Here is a 17,568-nt window from a genome sequence, read left to right as displayed (position 1 = left end):
TGTGCGCTTACCCTGTGTCTGGAAAAATGATCCCGGCTACCCGCCGACGGGCGCCAGGCCCGTCATTGGTGCTGTACCTGGACGTGCGCCTGCATCGATTCGGTGCCACCGCCCCGACGCACGCCCCGGACCGGGCAGGCGTCGAGGTAGTCCAGGCCGACGGCCAGCTTGAGGTGGCGTTCGGGCCGGGTCAGGCGGTTGGTGATGTCGAAGCTGTACCAGGCATCGTCCAGCCAGGCTTCGGCCCAGGCATGGCTGGCCAGGTGATTTTCGTCCTCGGTGCACAGGTAGCCCGACACGTAGCGCGCCGGGATGCCGAGGCTACGGGCGCACGCCAGGAATGCATGGGTATGGTCCTGGCAGACGCCAGCGCCACCGGCGAAGGCCTCGACGGCAGTGGTGCCCACCGACGTCGCGCCTGGGCTGTAGGGCATGTGGTCGGCCAGGGCCTGCATCAGTTCGGCCACCGCTGTGCGGTCACGGCGACTGCCGCATTGGCGTGCCGCGAAATCGCGCAGGGCATCGTCGGCCTGGGTCAGCTTGCTGGTGCGCAGGAAGGGCAGCGGCGATTGGCTACCGGCTTCCTGTTCGCAGCCCGGGTCGATCTCGACCAGGCCCTGGGCAGTGAGGTCCAGGTTGCCGTGGGGCTTGTCCAGGGTCAGCACATGCAGGATGTTACCGTAGGGATCGATCTGGCTGTTGACCTTGCAGGGCAGGTCCAGTTGCCATTCGAGGATGCGCTGGCGTTCGCTGCTGCGCGGTGTAAGGCGCAGGAACTGGATGCTGTTGCTCACATCGCTGGCGTAGCTGTAGTGGGTGTCGTGGCGGATGGACAGTTTCATATGACCTCCAGGTAAGCGTTGTGCACGGTCTGACCCAGTTGATTGATGCGCCCCACGAAGTCGGTCAGCCACAGGTGCAGCCCGGCTTCCATGATCTCGTCGATGGCGGTGTAGCGCAGCCTTGCGTTCAGTTCGGCGGCCATGCGCTGGGCGGGCCGCCCCGTCTTGCCGGGCAGGCTGGCCAAAATTTGGTCGAGCTCCTCGATGCAGGAATGCAGCGAGCGCGGCACGTCCACCCGCAGCAGCAACAGCTCGGACACCGACTGGGCAGTCGGCGCGTTGCGGTAGATTTCGTTGAATGCCTCGTAGGAGGTCAGTGCGCGCAGCAGGGCGCTCCATTGGTAGTAGCCGCGAGCCGAGTCGTCGCTGACTTCCTCGGAAGCCTCGCCGAACATTTCATAGCGTGCGTCGAGCAGGCGCAGGGTGTTGTCGGCCCGTTCCAGGAAGGTCCCTAGGCGAATGAAGCCGTAGGCGTCGTTGCGCATGATGGTGCCCGAGGTCGCACCACGGAACAGGTGCGAGCGCTCCTTGACCCAGTCGCAGAACTGGCTGATGCCATAGCGGCCCAATCCGCTGTTGGCGATGTTGCGCATTTCGATCCAGGTGGCGTTGATGTTCTCCCACATATCGGCGGTGATCCGCCCGCGCACCGCATGGGCGTTGGTCCTGGCCGCCTGCAGGCAGCAGTAGATGCTGCTGGGGTTGGTGGCGTCGAGGGCGAAGAAGTGCAGCATGCGCTCGGTATCGAGTTCGGTGTGGCGACGGATGTAGTCGTCCAGGGTGCCCGAGGCCAACAACGACATCGCCAACTCGGCATGACCATCGGTGCGCCCGGCCTGGGGCATCAACGACAGCAGATAGCTCACTTCGAGCATGCGCGCGAGGTTCTCGGCGCGCTCCAGGTAGCGGGACATCCAGTACAGGTCGGAAGCGGTTCTCGAAAGCATGGCGTCAGTCCTCCACCACCCAGGTGTCCTTGGTTCCGCCGCCTTGCGACGAGTTGACCACCAGCGAGCCTTCCTGCAGCGCCACGCGGGTCAGGCCGCCGGGCACCAGGCGGGTTTCGCTGCCCGACAGCACGAACGGGCGCAGGTCGATATGGCGTGGGGCAATGCCACTCTCGACGAAGGTCGGGCAGGTGGACAGGCACAACGTCGGCTGGGCGATGTAGGCATGCGGACGGGCCTTGATGCGCGCCCGGAAGTCTTCGATCTGCGCCGCGGTCGCCGCCGGCCCGACCAACATGCCATAGCCGCTGGAGCCCTGGGTCTCCTTGACCACCAACTCCGGCAGGTGAGCCAGCACGTGAGCCAGGTCCTGGGGCTTGCGGCATTGCCAGGTGGGGACGTTCTTGAGGATCGGCTCCTCGGCCAGGTAGAAGCGGATCATCTCGTCGACATAGGGGTAGATCGACTTGTCATCGGCGACCCCTGTGCCGACAGCATTGGCCAGGACCACGTTGCCGGCGCGGTAGACCGCGACCAGCCCAGGCACGCCCAGCATGGAGTCGGGGTTGAACGACAGGGGATCAAGGAAGTCGTCGTCCAGGCGACGGTAGATCACATCGACTTGCTGTGGCCCTGCTGTGGTGCGCATGTAGACATGGTCGTCGCGCACGAACAGGTCCGCGCCCTCGACCAGCTCGATACCCATTTCGCGGGCCAGGAACGCGTGTTCGAAATAGGCGCTGTTGAAGCGGCCCGGGGTCAGCACCACGGCGGTGGGGTTGTCCAGGGGGCTGGCGCTCTTGAGCGTGTCGAGCAACAGGTTGGGGTAGTGATCGATGGGCGCTATGCGCTGCGCGGCGAACAGTTCGGGGAACAGGCGCATCATCATCTTGCGGTCTTCGAGCATGTAGCTGACACCGCTGGGAGTACGCAGGTTGTCTTCCAGCACGTAGTAGCTGCCGTCGCTGTCGCGCACCAGGTCGACGCCTGCGACATGGGCGTACAGCCCGCGGTGCAGGTCCAGGCCCTGCATGGCGACCTGGTAGCCTTCGTTGGCCAGCACCTGCTCCGGCGGGATGATGCCGGCCTTGAGGATGCGTTGGTCGTGGTAGATGTCCTGCAGGAACAGGTTCAGCGCCTGGACCCGCTGAATGCAGCCGCGTTCGACCGTGCGCCATTCACTGGCGCGAATGCTGCGCGGGATGATGTCGAAGGGAATCAGGCGTTCGGTGTCCTGCTTGTCGCCGTACAGGGTGAAGGTGATGCCGGCGCGATGAAACAGCAGATCGGCCTCGCGTCGACGTTGTTCCAGTAATTCCAGGGGGGTGTTTGCCAGCCAGCGGGAGAACTCTTGATAGTGAGGGCGGCAACCACCGTTCGCATCGTACATTTCGTTGAAAAAAGCCCGGGTCATAGCCACTCCTTGCCACACCTGCCGACGTTGATGGCGCACCTCTTTGTTCCAGCGCTGGAGTCCTTGCAATGAGGATGCCGGAACGGCTTGCCGGCTCTAGGTAGGGGCGGGCAACGACGGGGGAGGGGTGCAGGGGAATGGCAGCGGTGTCGTGTGGCACTTGATCAGCGCGCGGGTGCCCCGGCGATGCCTCACAACAGTGCGTGGCCCTGCTAGGACGTGAACCCCACTCCGGTGCGCAATGCCGCATTGCGAATGTGCTCCTGCATCGCACGTTGTGCGCCGGCCTGATTGCCGCGGGCGAGCTGGCGCAGGATCTTGCGGTGTTCCTGCCACGTCTCCATGGCGCGTTCCGGGCGAATGAACGGCAGTTTCTGGCTCTCCAGGAAAATATCCTGGCTGGCGGTGATCACTTGCAGCATGGCGCGATTGCCACTGGCTTCGAGCAAGCGCTGGTGGAAGGCGAAATCGAGCCGGGCGGCGCTGTCGAAACGCCCTGCCCGGAGCTCCTGGCGCATCGCCTCGACATTGGCTTCCAGCTCGTCAATGTCTGCGGCGCTCAGGTACAGCGCGGCAAGCCCAGCCGCGAAGCCCTCGAGTGCATAACGCAACTGGAAGGTGTCGACGGCGGACACCTGCTCGGCGTACGGCCAGGCGAAGCTGGGGGCGGGGGCGGGGGGCTCCTGGACGAACACCCCCTTGCCCGGCTGAACGCTCACCAGCCCCAAGGCGCTCAACGACGACAGCGCCTCGCGCAGGGAGGCTCGGCTGACACCTAGCTGCTCAGCCAGATCGCGCTGGGACGGCAAGGCATCGCCAGGCAGGTAGCCGCCATCGCGAATCAGCTGGCGAATGGCGTGCAGGGCAATTTCCGGGACGGCGCGGGGGAGCATGTCGAGCATCTGTTCAGACCCGTTGGGCAACGATCTGCGCTTTGTAATGGCTTTCCCGGTCGCCTGGCAAGCTTTGCGCCGCTCTGGCGCAGCCGGGCACGCGGCTGCACGAAAGCGAGGCGTTCGCCGCGCAACTGTTCAGACCAGTAAGACCTCACCCAGCCACGGCTTTTCTGGCCTGCGCAGCATGCAGGGCAATGCTGGCATGGCCTGTGCAATTTCCGGCGGGACAGGCACTTCACTGCATCCCCAGAGGCATTTCCCATGAAAACCCTTCGCTCCCTGCTCCTTTCGACCCTGCTCTGCGGCGGCGTTCTGGCCGTTTCCCACGCGCAAGCCGATGCGCTGGCCGACATCACCGCCCGCGGCGTACTCAAGGTGGCCGTACCCCAGGACTTCCCGCCCTTCGGCTCGGTCGGGCCAGATCTCAAGCCTCGTGGCCTGGACATCGATACCGCACAACTGCTGGCCGACAGACTGGGCGTCAAGCTGGCCCTGACCCCGGTCAACAGCACCAATCGCATTCCGTTCCTGACAACCGGCAAGGTCGACCTGGTGATTTCCAGCCTGGGCAAGAATGCCGAGCGCGAAGCGGTGATCGATTTCTCCCGTCCGTATGCGCCGTTCTACCTGGCGGTGTTCGGGCCGCAGCAAACGGCGATCGCTGACATCGGTGCCATCGACGGCAAGACCATCAGCGTGACCCGCGGCTCGATCGAAGACATGGAACTCACCGCCGTTGCTCCCAAAGGCGCGACCATCAAGCGTTTCGAAGACAACAACTCGACCATCGCCGCCTACCTCTCGGGCCAGGTCGAGTTGATCGCCAGCGGTAGCGTGGTGATGGCCGTCATCGCCGAAAAGAACCCGGACAAGGTGCCGGTGATGAAGGTCAAGCTCAAGGACTCGCCGGTCTACGTCGGCCTGGCCAAGCAGGAGCCGGCCTTGCTGGAGAAGGTCAACGCCACGCTCGATGCGGCCAAAGCCGATGGCAGCCTCAACAGCAATGCCGAAAAGTGGCTGAAGCAGCCTCTCCCTGCTGACCTCTGATCAGCCCCTGGAGTGTTTGCCCCATGGCTTATCAATTCGATTTCGCCCCGGTGCTGGCCCAGGGCGACCTCTTGCTCGAAGGCGCCTTGTTCACGCTCCAGCTGACGGTGGTCGGGACCCTGGTCGGGGTCGCCATCGGCATCGTCGGTGCAGGCGTGCGCGCCTGGCGCCTGAGGCCGTTCGATGCGCTGTTCGGCCTTTACGTCGAGCTCATCCGCAACACACCTTTCATCGTCCAGTTGTTCTTCATTTTCTTCGGCCTGCCGTCGCTAGGGGTGCGATTGACGGAATGGCAGGCGGCCATGCTGGCCATGGTGATCAACCTGGGAGCCTATTCCACCGAGATCATCCGCGCCGGTATCCAGGCCATTCCCAAAGGCCAGTTGGAGGCTGCGGCAGCGCTGGCCATGAGCCGCTTCGAGGCGTTTCGCCACGTGGTCCTGCAACCGGCGCTGGCCAAGGTCTGGCCGGCCCTGACGAGCCAGATCGTGATCGTCATGCTGGGCTCGGCGGTGTGCTCGCAGATCGCCACCGAGGAGCTGTCGTTCGCGGCCAACTTCATCCAGTCGCGCAACTTCCGTGCTTTCGAGACCTACCTGCTGACGACCGCCTTGTACCTGGTCATGGCGATCGTCGTGCGTCAGTTGTTGCTCTGGCTTGGGCAGCGCTTTCTGATGGGGAGACGATGAATGGACTTCACCTTGTGGGACATCGTGCGCAACCTGCTGGTGGGCTTGCAATGGACCTTGTTGTTGTCGTTGGTGGCCTTCGTCTGTGGTGGCATCGCCGGCCTGTTGCTGCTGCTGGCACGCATTTCCGAGCACCGCCTGCTGCGCGCAGCGGCCAGGGGATACATCGAGCTGTTCCAGGGTACGCCATTGCTCATGCAGCTGTTCATGGTGTTTTTCGGCATCGCCCTGTTCGGCATTGATGTTTCGGCATGGATGGCGGCCGCGATCGCCTTGACGCTGTTCACCAGCGCGTTTCTCGCGGAGATCTGGCGAGGCTGCGTCGAGTCCATCGCCCGCGGCCAGTGGGAGGCCTCTGGCAGCCTGGCCATGAGCCGCCTGGAACAGCTGCGCTACGTGATTCTGCCCCAGGCCCTGCGTATCGCCATTGCACCCACCGTGGGCTTTTCGGTGCAAGTGGTCAAGGGCACGGCGGTGACGTCCATCATTGGCTTCACCGAGCTGACCAAGACCGGCGGCATGCTGGCCAATGCCACCTTCGAGCCGTTTCTCATCTACGGCCTGGTGGCCGTGGGTTATTTCATCCTTTGCTATCCGCTCTCGCTGAGCGCCCGTTATCTGGAAAGGAGGCTGCATGCCCCTGCTTAGAGTGTCTGCATTGCACAAGTATTACGGTGACCACCATGTGCTCAAGGGCGTGGACCTGACCATCGAGGAAGGTGAGGTAGTCGCCATCATCGGGCGCAGCGGTTCTGGCAAGAGCACCTTGCTGCGTACCCTCAATGGGCTGGAGTCGATCAGCGACGGGGTGATCGAGGTCGATGGCGAGTACCTCGATGCCAGCCGCGCCGACTTGCGCGCGCTGCGCCAGAAGGTCGGCATGGTGTTCCAGCAGTTCAATCTGTTCCCGCACTTGAGCGTGGGTGAGAACGTCATGCTCGCCCCCCAGGTGGTGAAGAAGGTCGACAGGGCGCAGGCGCGCCAGTTGGCGGAGCAGATGCTGGCCAGGGTGGGGCTGGGCGACAAGTTCGACGCGTATCCCGACCGCCTCTCCGGCGGTCAGCAGCAGCGCGTCGCCATCGCTCGGGCGCTGGCCATGTCGCCAAAAGTGTTGCTGTGCGACGAAATCACCTCGGCGCTCGACCCGGAGCTGGTCAACGAGGTGCTCGGCGTGGTTCGCCAACTGGCCAAGGAAGGCATGACACTGATCATGGTTACCCACGAAATGCGCTTCGCGCGGGAGGTGGGAGACAAACTGGTGTTCATGCATCACGGCAAGGTGCATGAGACGGGGCATCCTCGCGAGGTGTTCGCGTCGCCCAGGTCGGCGGAGTTGGCGAACTTCATCGGCAGCGTCGCAGGGTAGCGACTGGGGCTGACAGGCTATAACGCTTGACGCGTGAAATTTTTACTGTATTTTTTCATGAAAAATAACTCTAAAAATTTCACGGCAGTCCCAAGCGATGAAGATGCACGAAGAGGTTGAAGCCCTCGCGATCCTGATTCACGACCTGCGCAAGTTCAAGAACCTGACCCTGGGCGAACTCGCCGAGCGCATCGATCGCTCGGTCGGTTTTCTTTCCCAGGTCGAGCGCGGCGTTTCCCGGCCCACCGTGGCGGACCTCACCGCCATCAGCGAAGCGCTCGGTGTATCGACCGCGTACTTCTACAACCTGAGCAAGCCCCGCAGCATCAACTGGGTCACGCGCCCCCATGAGCGGCGCACGCTGTACCTCGCCTCGGGGATCACCGATGTGCTGGCGTCGCCCACCATCGCCGGTGCTTTCTCCATGCTCGACAGCCACCTCGAGCCCGGCGCGACCAGCGGCGAACCGTACCTCAGCGACCGCTCCGAGCAGGGCTGCTTCGTGCTCGAAGGCGAACTCACGGTCTGGCTGGACGACGGCGACGCCGTGACCCTGCAGGCCAACGACAGCTTCCAGCTGCAACCCCACGCGCAGTTTCGTTACGCCAACCTGACGGAACATCCCACCCGCGTGCTCTGGGTCTTCAACTGAATTCGTTCACCTCACAAGGACAAGAAGATGAGTGTCATCTTTCCGGATCTGCTGACTGAAGTGCGCTCGTTCCGGGCGCAGCACCCAGACATTCGCTATGTCGACCTGATCGCACTGGATATCCCCGGGCATTTCTACGGCAAGCGCTACCCCATGGACATGCTGGAGAAGGTCGCCGCCGGTACGCCGCTGAAGCTGCCGCAAAACTGCGTGCTGCTGGGCACCCAGGGTGGCTTGTACCCGATTGGCGACTATTGCTTCGCCGATGGCGACCCCGATGCCGTTCGGCGCCTGGTGCCGGGCACCTTGAAACCGGTGCGCTGGGAAAAGGAACCCATCGCGCAGATGCTCATCACCTCCGATGGCACTGCCAAGTCTATCGAGTTCGAGCCCCGTGAAGTGCTGGCCCGCGTGCTTCAGCGCCTGGCCAAGCGCGGTATCCGCCCGGTGGTGGCGTTCGAACTGGAGTTCTACCTGTTCGACCGCAAGCTCGACAACGGCCTTCCCCAGTTCCCACGCGACACGGCCACCGACGACCAGGACGACCAGCCGAACATGCACATCGAGCGGCTGTCACGCTTCTCGCAGGTGCTGCACGAGATGGTCGATGGCGCCAACGAGCAGGGCGTGCCGGCCAACGTCATCACCGCGGAGCTTGGCCCTGGCCAGTTCGAGATCAACTTCTCCCACAGTGACGATGCCCTCGCCGCGGCAGACTGGTCGGCGCTGTTCTGTCGCAGTACACGGGGTATCGCCCTGAAGCACGGCTACCGCGCCAGCTTCATGAGCAAGCCTTACCTGAATGCGCCGGGCAGTGGCATGCATGTGCACGTGAGCCTGTACGACGATGCCGGCAACAACCTGCTGGCGGGTGCCGAGCAACGCAAGCTGCGCCATGCGGTGGCGGGGTGCCTGGAGCTGCTGCCGCACTGCATGCCGATCTTCGCCCCCAACCACAACGCCTACCGCCGCTACGGCGCCATGGTCAACGCGGCGAGCAAGGCCAGCTGGGGCTTCGAGGACCGTGACGCGTGCATTCGCATCCCCGAGTCCGACCCGCGCAACCTGCGCATCGAGCACCGCCTCGCCGGCGCCGATGCCAACCCGTACCTGGTATTGGCCGCCATCCTGACCGGGATGGAGCATGGCCTGGATCGCGCCGTCGAACCGATCGCGCCGCTCAACGACAACCGCCAGAGCGGCATCGACTTCCCCAAGGATGCCCTGAGCGCCCTGGCTGCGATGCGTCACCACCCAGTGATCAACCAAGGCCTGGGCAGTGAGTTCGTGATGGTCTACTGCGAAAACAAGTACCAGGAGCAACTGGATTTTATGAACCACATCGATGCCCGCGAATACCGCTGGTTCTTGTAGTCGCTGGCGTAGCGACACCGCCCCCCTTTTTCAACACCACTCGCAAACTGGATTTGCCGGAGGAAGATATGCCCCGTGTGCCCGTTATCGGCATCACCGCATGCACGAGCGTGATCGAGCAGCATGCGACCCAGACCATCAGCGAGAAGTATGCGCGCGCGGCAGCCAAGGCGGCGTGTGGCTTGCCCATCGTGATACCCAGCCTCGCCGAGCTGATCGATAGCGACGACATCCTCGACGTGGTGGATGGGCTGATCTTCACCGGCTCGCCGTCCAACATCGAACCGTACCACTACGACGGCCCGGCCAGTGCCACGGGTACCCATCACGACCCTCTGCGCGATGCCACCACGTTGCCGCTGATGCGTGCGGCCATCGCCGCGGGTGTGCCGGTGCTCGGTATCTGCCGAGGCTTTCAGGAGATGAACGTGGCGCTGGGTGGCACCTTGCACCAGAAGGTCCATGAGACAGGCGTGTTCATGGACCATCGCGAGGGCAAGGGCGAGCCCATCGAGAAGCAATACGGCCCAAGGCACACCATGCACATCGAACCGGGCGGCATGCTCGACCGCATGGGCCTGCCGGCGATCATCGACGTCAACTCCATCCACGGCCAGGGCATCAATGTGCTGGCCCCTGGGCTGAGGGTGGAAGCGTTGGCGCCGGATGGCCTGGTCGAAGCGATCTCGGTGCCCGACAGCAAGGGGTTTGCCCTGGCCGTGCAATGGCACCCCGAGTTCCAGGTCATGGACAACCCGCATTACCTGACCATCTTCCAGTCCTTCGGCAAGGCCTGCCGGCAGCGTTCGGTATTGCGCCAGATGCTGTTGAAGTCCGCCTGAACACCGACCTTTTCCAACGATAAGAAAACCTGATGGAGTGCAGTCAATGAGTGAACAGAATTCGCAGACCCTGGCCTGGCAAGCGATGAGCCGGGACCACCACCTGGCCCCCTTCAGCGATGTCAAGCAACTGGCCGAGAAAGGCCCGCGCATCATCACCTCGGCCAAGGGCGTGTACCTCTGGGACAGCGAGGGCAACAAGATCCTCGATGGCATGGCGGGCCTGTGGTGCGTGGCGATCGGCTACGGCCGCGACGAGCTGGCCGAGGTCGCCAGCGCGCAGATGAAGCAACTGCCGTACTATAACCTGTTCTTCCAGACCGCGCACCCGCCCGCGTTGGAGCTGGCCAAGGCGATCGCCGACGTGGCCCCGAAAGGCATGAACCATGTGTTCTTCACCGGTTCCGGCTCCGAAGGCAACGACACCGTGCTGCGCATGGTCCGCCACTACTGGGCGATCAAGGGCCAGAAGAACAAGAAGGTGATCATCGGCCGCATCAACGGTTACCACGGCTCCACCGTGGCGGGCGCGGGCCTGGGTGGCATGAGCGGCATGCACCAGCAGGGCGGTTCGATCCCGGATATCGTGCACATTGCCCAGCCGTACTGGTATGGCGAAGGCGGTGACATGAGCGAGGCCGACTTCGGCGTGTGGGCGGCCGAGCAGTTGGAAGCCAAGATCCTCGAAGTCGGCGTGGACAACGTCGCCGCTTTCATCGCCGAGCCGATCCAGGGTGCCGGTGGCGTCATCATCCCGCCACAGACCTACTGGCCGAAGATCAAGGAGATTCTCGCCAAGTACGACATCCTCTTCGTCGCCGACGAAGTGATCTGTGGCTTCGGCCGCACCGGCCAGTGGTTCGGCACCGACTACTACGACCTCGAGCCCGACCTGATGACCATCGCCAAGGGCCTGACCTCCGGTTACATCCCCATGGGGGGCGTGATCGTGCGGGATGAGGTGGCGAAGGTGATCGGCGAAGGTGGCGACTTCAACCATGGCTTCACCTATTCCGGGCACCCGGTGGCGGCGGCGGTGGGGCTGGAGAACCTGCGCATCCTGCGCGAGGAGAAGATCATCGAGCAGGTACACGAGAAGACCGCCCCGTATCTGCAACAGCGCCTGCGCGCGCTGGCCGACCATCCGCTGGTGGGCGAAGTGCGTGGGCTGGGCATGCTCGGTGCGATCGAGCTGGTGAAGGACAAGGCCACCCGCGCCCGCTACGAGGGCCAAGGGGTCGGCATGATCTGCCGCCAGCACTGCTTCGACAGCGGCCTGATCATGCGCGCCGTGGGCGACACCATGATCATCGCGCCGCCGCTGGTGATCAGCATCGAGGAGATCGATGAGTTGGTGGAGAAGGCGCGCAAGTGTCTGGATCTGACGTACGAGGCGGTTCGTTGAGGGGCGGGGGCTTGGCGGGGTATTTTCAGCGGCCTTGAGATCGGGCGCGCCCGCGCGGCGCATCGCGACGTGTGCGCTGGAGAGGTGTAGTGCCGCACAAATCGAGCGCCGCCCGCTCGGCGCTTCGCGGGGCAAGCCCGCTCCCACATTTGTTGCAACGAACCTATGCCTGATAGGCCATGGTTGTCAGCCTTGTCGGGCCGACACGATAGTTGTGTTGGCACCCTGGGCCCACCGCGACATCTCGGCGTGCACCAAAGGCGAACAACCATGGCCTGACAGACAGTGGCACGTTGCAACAAATGTGGGATCGGGCTTGCCCCGCGAAGCGCCGCGCGGGCGGCGCTCGATTTGTGCGGCGCCACACCTCTCCAGCGCACGCCTAGAGAAGCGCCGCCCCCACAAATCCCCGGCGGGCCGTTGCCCCTCCGCGAACCATTTGCTTTGTGCAACGAATCATGTACTTTCCAGGCCTGTCCTACAGTCGCGATTCAACTATGAAAGTGCACGAAGAGATCGAAGGCCTGGCCGTCCTGATACGCGACCTGCGCAAATTCAAGGGCCTCACCCTGGGCGAGCTGGCCCAGCGCATCGGTCGCTCGGTGGGCTTTCTCTCCCAGGTAGAACGCGGCGTATCGCGCCCGACCGTGGCCGACCTCACGGCCATCAGCGAAGAACTCGGCGTCTCCACCGCCTATTTCTACAAACTCGACAAACCCCGCGAACTCGACTGGGTCACCCGCCCGCACGAGCGCCGTACCCTGCACCTGGCAGGTGGCATCACCGATGTGCTGGCCTCGCCCACCATCTCCGGTGCGTTCTCCATGCTCGATAGCCACCTCGAACCCGGCGCCAGCAGTGGCGAGGAATACCTGGACGACAGCTCGGAACAGGGCTGCTTCGTGCTCGCGGGCGAGCTGACCGTCTGGCTCGATGGCGGCGAACCCGTCACGCTGCGCGCCAACGACAGTTTCCAGCTGCAACCCCACGCACGTTTTCGATACGCCAACCTGACCGACCAGCCCACCCGCGTGCTCTGGGTGTTCAGCTGAGGGGCGGACGAACCCAAGCCACCTATGTTTTACTGCTTCGCCGCATCATTTAAGGAAGAGTGATAGTGATCATTGGTATCGACCTGGGCACCACCAACAGCCTGGTGGCTGTCTGGGAAGGGGACAAGGCCCGCATACTCCCCAATGCCTTGGGCGAGCTTCTTACTCCAAGCGTCGTCGGCCTCGACGACCAGGGCCAACTGCTGGTAGGCGATATCGCCCGCGAGCGCCTGCACACCCACCCGCACCTCACTGCATCGCTGTTCAAACGCTACATGGGCAGCGCCCGGGAAACGCAGCTTGGCAATCGCGCCTATCGCGCCGAGGAACTCTCGGCAATGCTGCTGCGCAGCCTCAAGGCCGACGCCGAGCGCGCCCTGGGCGAACCGGTGCACGAAGCCGTCATCAGCGTGCCGGCCTATTTCAGCGATGCCCAACGCAAGGCCACGCGCATCGCCGGCGAACTGGCCGGGCTGAAGGTCGAAAAGCTGGTCAACGAACCCACCGCCGCCGCCTTGGCCTACGGGCTCGAGCAGCGCAGCGAAGCGAACTTCCTGGTCTTCGACCTCGGCGGCGGCACCTTCGACGTGTCGATCCTGGAACTGTTCGACGGCGTCATGGAAATTCGCGCCAGCGCCGGCGACAACTTCCTTGGCGGTGAAGACTTCGATGACCTCATCGTCACCCACTTCATCGCCAAGGTCGGCGTCACCGACCTTCCGGACACTGCCCAGCCGGCCATCGCCCAGCGCCTGCGCCGCGAGGCCCAGCGGGTGCGCCATGCCCTGGGGCAGGCGCCAGTCGAACGCTTCACGCTGCGCGAGCAGGCCCGTGAGTGGGACCTGGAATTAACCCAAGGCGAACTTGCCGACATCGTGCGCCCATTGCTCGACCGCCTGCGAGCGCCGATCGAGCGGGCCATGCGCGATGCCCGCATCAAGGTCGCCGAGCTCGACGAAATCCTCCTGGTCGGTGGCACCACCCGCATGCCGCTGGTGCGCAAGCTGGTCGCCTCGTTGTTCGGGCGCATTCCCTCGATGCAGCTCAACCCGGACCAAGTGGTGGCCCAGGGCGCAGCCGCCCAGGCCGCGCTGCAGGCCCGCCATGCCTCCCTCGAAGAAGTGGTGCTCACCGATGTCTGCCCCTACACCTTGGGCATCGAGACCACGGTGCAGCAAGGCACCGGCTACCAGAGCGGCCATTACCTGCCGATCATCGAGCGCAACACGGTCGTGCCCGTGAGCCGCTCGCGCACCGTGTCGACGCTCCACGACAACCAGAAGCTGGTCAAGCTGGAGATCTACCAGGGCGAAAGCCGGCTGGTGAGCAACAACATCTTCCTCGGCGAACTGGACATCCCGGTGCCGCCGCTCAAGGCCGGCGAAGTATCGCTGGAAGTGCGCTTCACCTATGACAACAACGGGCTGTTGGAGGCGCAGGTGTACCTGCCGGTCAATGGCGAAACTCGCCGCCTGGTGATCGAGAACAACCCCGGTGTGCTGCAGCCAGAAGAGATCGCCCAGCGCCTGGCTGCCCTCGAAGCCCTGAAAGTGCACCCCCGCGACCAGCAGATCAACACGCTGCTGCTGGCCCGGCTCGACCGCTTGTACCAGGAAAGCCTCGGCGATGGCCGCGACCATGTCGCCGCGCTGGCCAACTATTTCCAGCAGATGCTCGACACCCAGGACGAACACCAGATCCGCAAGGCCCGCAGCGACATCAACGAGCGTCTGGCGCATTTTGAAGGTGAGGTCTGAGCCACCATGAGCCACTGGCAATTGCTCGAACTCAGGCCCGACGCCGACGAGCGCAGCATCAAGCGCGCCTATGCGCGGCTGCTCAAGAGCCACCGTCCGGACGATGACCCGCAGGCTTTCCAGCGCCTGCGTGAAGCCTACGAGGCGTCGCTGGACGAGGCGCGCTGGCGTGCACAGCTCGATGACGAAGACACTGAGCAACTCATCGAGCCCGCACTGGCTGCAAGCGAGCCTGCCCTGGAGCATGCTGCGCCGCAGGTCGACATCCCAATAGCGGCCATCCCGCCAGAACCGTCTCTGGAGCAGATGCAAGCGTGGCTGGCCGAGGGCAAGGAGCGCCAGGTGATGGACGCGCTGCGCCATTGGCTGGCCAGCGACTGGCTGCTGCCGTTCGAGCGCCGCGATCAGTTCGAACAGAGCGTGTTGGACCTTCTCGAATCCGCCGAACATTGGTCTGCGGCCTTTTTCGAGGGTGTCTGCCAGACGATGGGGTGGGACGAAGCCAAGGGCAATCTGCCCTGCGAATACTGGCGCTGGGACCGTTTCATCCGCCATTGCGAACTGCACGCCATGGAAGAGGGCGTGCGCAACGACTTGGCCAGAAACGACGACGACAAAGCGCTTGGCCAACCGGCTGCCTTGCTCCTCAAACCCTTGAGCGATGGTCGGCGTCGTGCGCTGGCAGACGGTTTCACCGGTCACGATTGGCAGCGCTTTACCCAGCTTGCCGAAACCATCGAGTACCAACATCCCGAACTGCCTGAGCGGCTGGGGGTGACGCCACTGGACAACTGGCGGGACTGGTTGCCGGCGGCCACCTATCGGCCAGTGTTCGTGTTCCTGTGGCTCGCGTTGTCGCTGGTGATCCTGCCTTCGCTGATCGGTTACTCGAAAGCCAAGGGCGATCTGGCTGCCATGCTGGTCATTCCCCTGTTCGTACCGGGGGTGCTGTTCCTGGGGCTCAGGGCCTACCGGTTGTGGTCGATGCTGGCGGTGCCCATGGCGTCGCTCGACGTCGTGCTGAGCCGCTGGTTGCTGCCGCGCCGCGTGTACCGACAAGGTGCCGGGCTGTTGCTGCTGCGCCACATACTCCCTAGCCTGGCGCCTGCGGCCCTGGCCTATGCCTGGGCTGGTGATGTGCTGTGGTTGCGCTGGGTCGGTTCGACCGTGGTGTTCCTTGGCACGCTGTATTTCACCAATGGCGTGCTGCGCGGCGGCAAGCTGTCGATCTGGGATCGGGCTGCGCGGGCCGTCAAGGCCAGGTTCGCACGTTTGCCGTGGCACCTGTTGCGACGCCAGGGCGTCCTGATCTGCCTGGCCGCGATTGCGATGGGGTTCTGGGTCTACCTGCGCTCGCGGCCCGGCCTTTAAGACTGAGCGGGGCAGATGGGTAGCACCGCAGAAATCGCGCGCCGCCTGTGCGGCGCTCGATTTCAGGGACGCTGGAAATGAAGTGACAAGTACCTCTCAAACCTAACCTTGATCGTAGCGTCCCGATCGTTTCGCCCGTCAATGTATTTTAATCAATAAAAAAACATTTACATTCAGCTTGAACGCTGCAAATATGTCTCTGCAATCCAAAAAAAACAAGATCGCTTCCGGCGCTGATCCAGTCAGGCCATAACAAGAACGATACGATCAAAACCTTGAGACCGGGCCTGCCTTTACCGGTCCTTCAGCGAAGGAGATCCTCTCCCGTGCATCGCTTCCGTAATCCCGCAATGGGCCGCACCTTGCAGGCGCTGGGCCTCGCGACCCTGACCACATTCACGCCATACGCCCTGGCCGAAACCATGCTTCGCGTCGGCCTGGGTGCCGACATCCGCAGTACCGAGCCAGGCGTCAACCGCGACGAAAACACCGATACCGTCATCCTGCATGTGGTCGAGGGGCTGGTAGCCCATCGCGAGGATGCCTCGGTCGGGCCGCTGTTGGCGCAAGCGGTGAACGTTTCCGACGACAGACTCAAGTACACCTTCACCTTGCGTGATGGCGTGCACTTCCAAAATGGCGCGACCCTGAGCTCAACCGACGTCAAATGGACCTGGCAACGCTACCTCGACCCGCAGACCCAGTGGCGCTGTCTGCCAGAATTCGACGGCCGGGGCGGGGCGAAGATCGTCGATATCGCCACCCCCAACCCACAAACCGTGATTTTCACCCTCGATCAGCCCAACGGCCTGTTCCTGGCCTCCATGTCGCGCCCGGACTGTGGCGGTGCCGGTATCCTGCACCGCGATTCCGTGGCCGCCGACGGCAGCTGGAAAGCCCCGATCGGAACCGGGCCGTTCAGCTTCGCCGAATGGAAACCGGGCCAGTACGTGCAACTCAAACGCTTCGAAGGCTACAGCGCACGCAACGAGGCGGGCCCCGATGGCTTTACCGGCAACAAGCAGGCGCTGGTCGACAGCGTGCGCTTCATGATCATCCCCGACCCGTCCTCGGCCAAGGCCGCGCTACTGTCGCGCAACGTCGACCTGCTAACCGACGTCACCGCCAGCGACGCCCAGGAGCTCAAGGCGCTACCGGGCATCCAGGTGTCGGCCAGCCCGATCATGGCCATCTGCGGCTTACTGTTCCAGACCAACGACCCGCTGCTCAAGGACGCACGCATCCGCCAGGCCATCGCTCACTCCCTGGACTACGCGCAAATCGTCAACGCGCTGTCCAATGGCCTCTCGCAACCTAACAATTCGGCGATCCCCAGCACCAGCGCCTTCCATGACGAGGTCGCCAAGCAGGGCTACCGCTACGACCCCGCCGAAGCCCAGCGCCTACTCAAGGAGGCTGGCTACAACGGGCAACCGATCAAGATGCTGGTCAACAAACGCTATCAGCAGATGTTCGACATGGGCGTGCTGGCGCAAGCCATGGCCCAGGCCAGCGGCTTGAACATCCAGATGGAAACCCTGGAATGGGGTACTCAGCTCGAGCGTTACCAGAGTGGTAACTACCAGATGATGTCGTTCTCCTACTCGTCGCGATTGGACCCTGCGCTGGGCTTCGACTCGTTGATGGGCGACAAGACCAAGGAGCCGCGCAAGGTCTGGGACAATCCGCAAGCCCAGGCGCTGTTGCGCCAGGCAACGCGTGAAAGCGACACGGCCAAGCGCCAGGCGCTGTTCGACCAGCTGCACGGCATGATGATCCACGACACGCCCATGGTGATCATCTACAACGGCACGGTGACCGGGGCGCTGCGCGACAGCGTGCAGGGCTACCACTCCTGGCCGGTGGCCAAGCCACGGTTGTGGGGCGTCAGCCTCGCGGCGAAGTAGGGTAAGG

General features: G+C 63.7%; 16 protein-coding genes. 12 read left to right on the top strand and 4 right to left on the bottom strand.

Translation table 11 applies throughout. The features are described from left to right. Positions 1-62 precede the first annotated feature (62 nt). The 4 genes from E6B08_RS18335 to E6B08_RS18320 all read right to left on the bottom strand — a co-directional run bounded on the left by E6B08_RS18335 (position 63) and on the right by E6B08_RS18320 (position 4,105). Positions 63-842, bottom strand: a complete 780-nt coding sequence (locus E6B08_RS18335) for a transglutaminase family protein (protein ID WP_136915356.1) — start codon at positions 840-842, stop codon at positions 63-65. Then, entirely contained in the window at positions 839-1,789 is a 951-nt protein-coding gene (locus E6B08_RS18330; protein ID WP_136915355.1) for an alpha-E domain-containing protein, read from the bottom strand. Before E6B08_RS18330 ends, E6B08_RS18335 begins: the two co-directional genes overlap by 4 nt. Before the next feature lie 4 nt (positions 1,790-1,793). Continuing rightward, positions 1,794-3,203, bottom strand: a complete 1,410-nt coding sequence (locus E6B08_RS18325; protein WP_136915354.1) for a circularly permuted type 2 ATP-grasp protein — start codon at positions 3,201-3,203, stop codon at positions 1,794-1,796. A gap of 212 nt (positions 3,204-3,415) precedes the next feature. Then, positions 3,416-4,105, bottom strand: coding sequence for a FadR/GntR family transcriptional regulator (locus E6B08_RS18320; protein ID WP_136915353.1), 690 nt, complete (start codon positions 4,103-4,105; stop codon positions 3,416-3,418). 255 nt (positions 4,106-4,360) lie between these two features. On the opposite strand from E6B08_RS18320, the gene E6B08_RS18315 reads away from it, so the two are divergent. The 12 genes from E6B08_RS18315 to E6B08_RS18260 all read left to right on the top strand — a co-directional run bounded on the left by E6B08_RS18315 (position 4,361) and on the right by E6B08_RS18260 (position 17,561). Next, a complete protein-coding gene (locus E6B08_RS18315) occupies positions 4,361-5,146 on the top strand; it encodes a transporter substrate-binding domain-containing protein (protein WP_136915352.1) in 786 nt (261 codons plus the stop codon). Positions 5,147-5,169: 23 nt separating this feature from the next. After that, positions 5,170-5,835, top strand: coding sequence for an amino acid ABC transporter permease (locus E6B08_RS18310; protein ID WP_136915351.1), 666 nt, complete (start codon positions 5,170-5,172; stop codon positions 5,833-5,835). Beyond that, positions 5,836-6,483: an amino acid ABC transporter permease gene (locus tag E6B08_RS18305; RefSeq protein ID WP_136915350.1), complete on the top strand. Its 648-nt coding sequence runs from the start codon at positions 5,836-5,838 to the stop codon at positions 6,481-6,483. Next, positions 6,470-7,201, top strand: coding sequence for an amino acid ABC transporter ATP-binding protein (locus E6B08_RS18300; protein WP_136915349.1), 732 nt, complete (start codon positions 6,470-6,472; stop codon positions 7,199-7,201). Before E6B08_RS18305 ends, E6B08_RS18300 begins: the two co-directional genes overlap by 14 nt. Positions 7,202-7,298: 97 nt before the next feature. After that, a complete protein-coding gene (locus E6B08_RS18295; RefSeq protein ID WP_136915348.1) occupies positions 7,299-7,853 on the top strand; it encodes a helix-turn-helix domain-containing protein in 555 nt (184 codons plus the stop codon). Positions 7,854-7,880: 27 nt separating this feature from the next. Further along, positions 7,881-9,227, top strand: coding sequence for a glutamine synthetase family protein (locus tag E6B08_RS18290; RefSeq protein WP_136915347.1), 1,347 nt, complete (start codon positions 7,881-7,883; stop codon positions 9,225-9,227). A 68-nt stretch (positions 9,228-9,295) separates the two neighbouring features. Then, positions 9,296-10,069, top strand: a complete 774-nt coding sequence (locus tag E6B08_RS18285) for a gamma-glutamyl-gamma-aminobutyrate hydrolase family protein (protein ID WP_136915346.1) — start codon at positions 9,296-9,298, stop codon at positions 10,067-10,069. Between the two features lie 46 nt (positions 10,070-10,115). After that, positions 10,116-11,474: an aspartate aminotransferase family protein gene (locus E6B08_RS18280; protein ID WP_136915345.1), complete on the top strand. Its 1,359-nt coding sequence runs from the start codon at positions 10,116-10,118 to the stop codon at positions 11,472-11,474. Positions 11,475-11,971: 497 nt separating this feature from the next. Beyond that, positions 11,972-12,526, top strand: a complete 555-nt coding sequence (locus E6B08_RS18275) for a helix-turn-helix domain-containing protein (protein WP_136915344.1) — start codon at positions 11,972-11,974, stop codon at positions 12,524-12,526. A gap of 65 nt (positions 12,527-12,591) precedes the next feature. Continuing rightward, positions 12,592-14,283 carry a molecular chaperone HscC gene (locus E6B08_RS18270; protein ID WP_136915343.1) on the top strand — a complete coding sequence of 564 codons (1,692 nt, stop codon included), beginning with the start codon at positions 12,592-12,594 and terminating at the stop codon, positions 14,281-14,283. Between the two features lie 6 nt (positions 14,284-14,289). Continuing rightward, on the top strand, positions 14,290-15,654 hold the full coding sequence (locus E6B08_RS18265) for a J domain-containing protein (RefSeq protein WP_136915342.1): 1,365 nt from the start codon (positions 14,290-14,292) through the stop codon (positions 15,652-15,654). Positions 15,655-16,004: 350 nt separating this feature from the next. Beyond that, positions 16,005-17,561 (top strand): ABC transporter substrate-binding protein, encoded by a 1,557-nt coding sequence (locus tag E6B08_RS18260; protein ID WP_136917436.1) that lies wholly within the window; start codon positions 16,005-16,007, stop codon positions 17,559-17,561. Positions 17,562-17,568: the final 7 nt, after the last annotated feature.

It is taken from the genome of Pseudomonas putida (assembly GCF_005080685.1).
GTDB classification, from domain to species: domain Bacteria; phylum Pseudomonadota; class Gammaproteobacteria; order Pseudomonadales; family Pseudomonadaceae; genus Aquipseudomonas; species Aquipseudomonas putida_V.
This window is presented reverse-complemented; position numbering and strand designations above follow the sequence as displayed.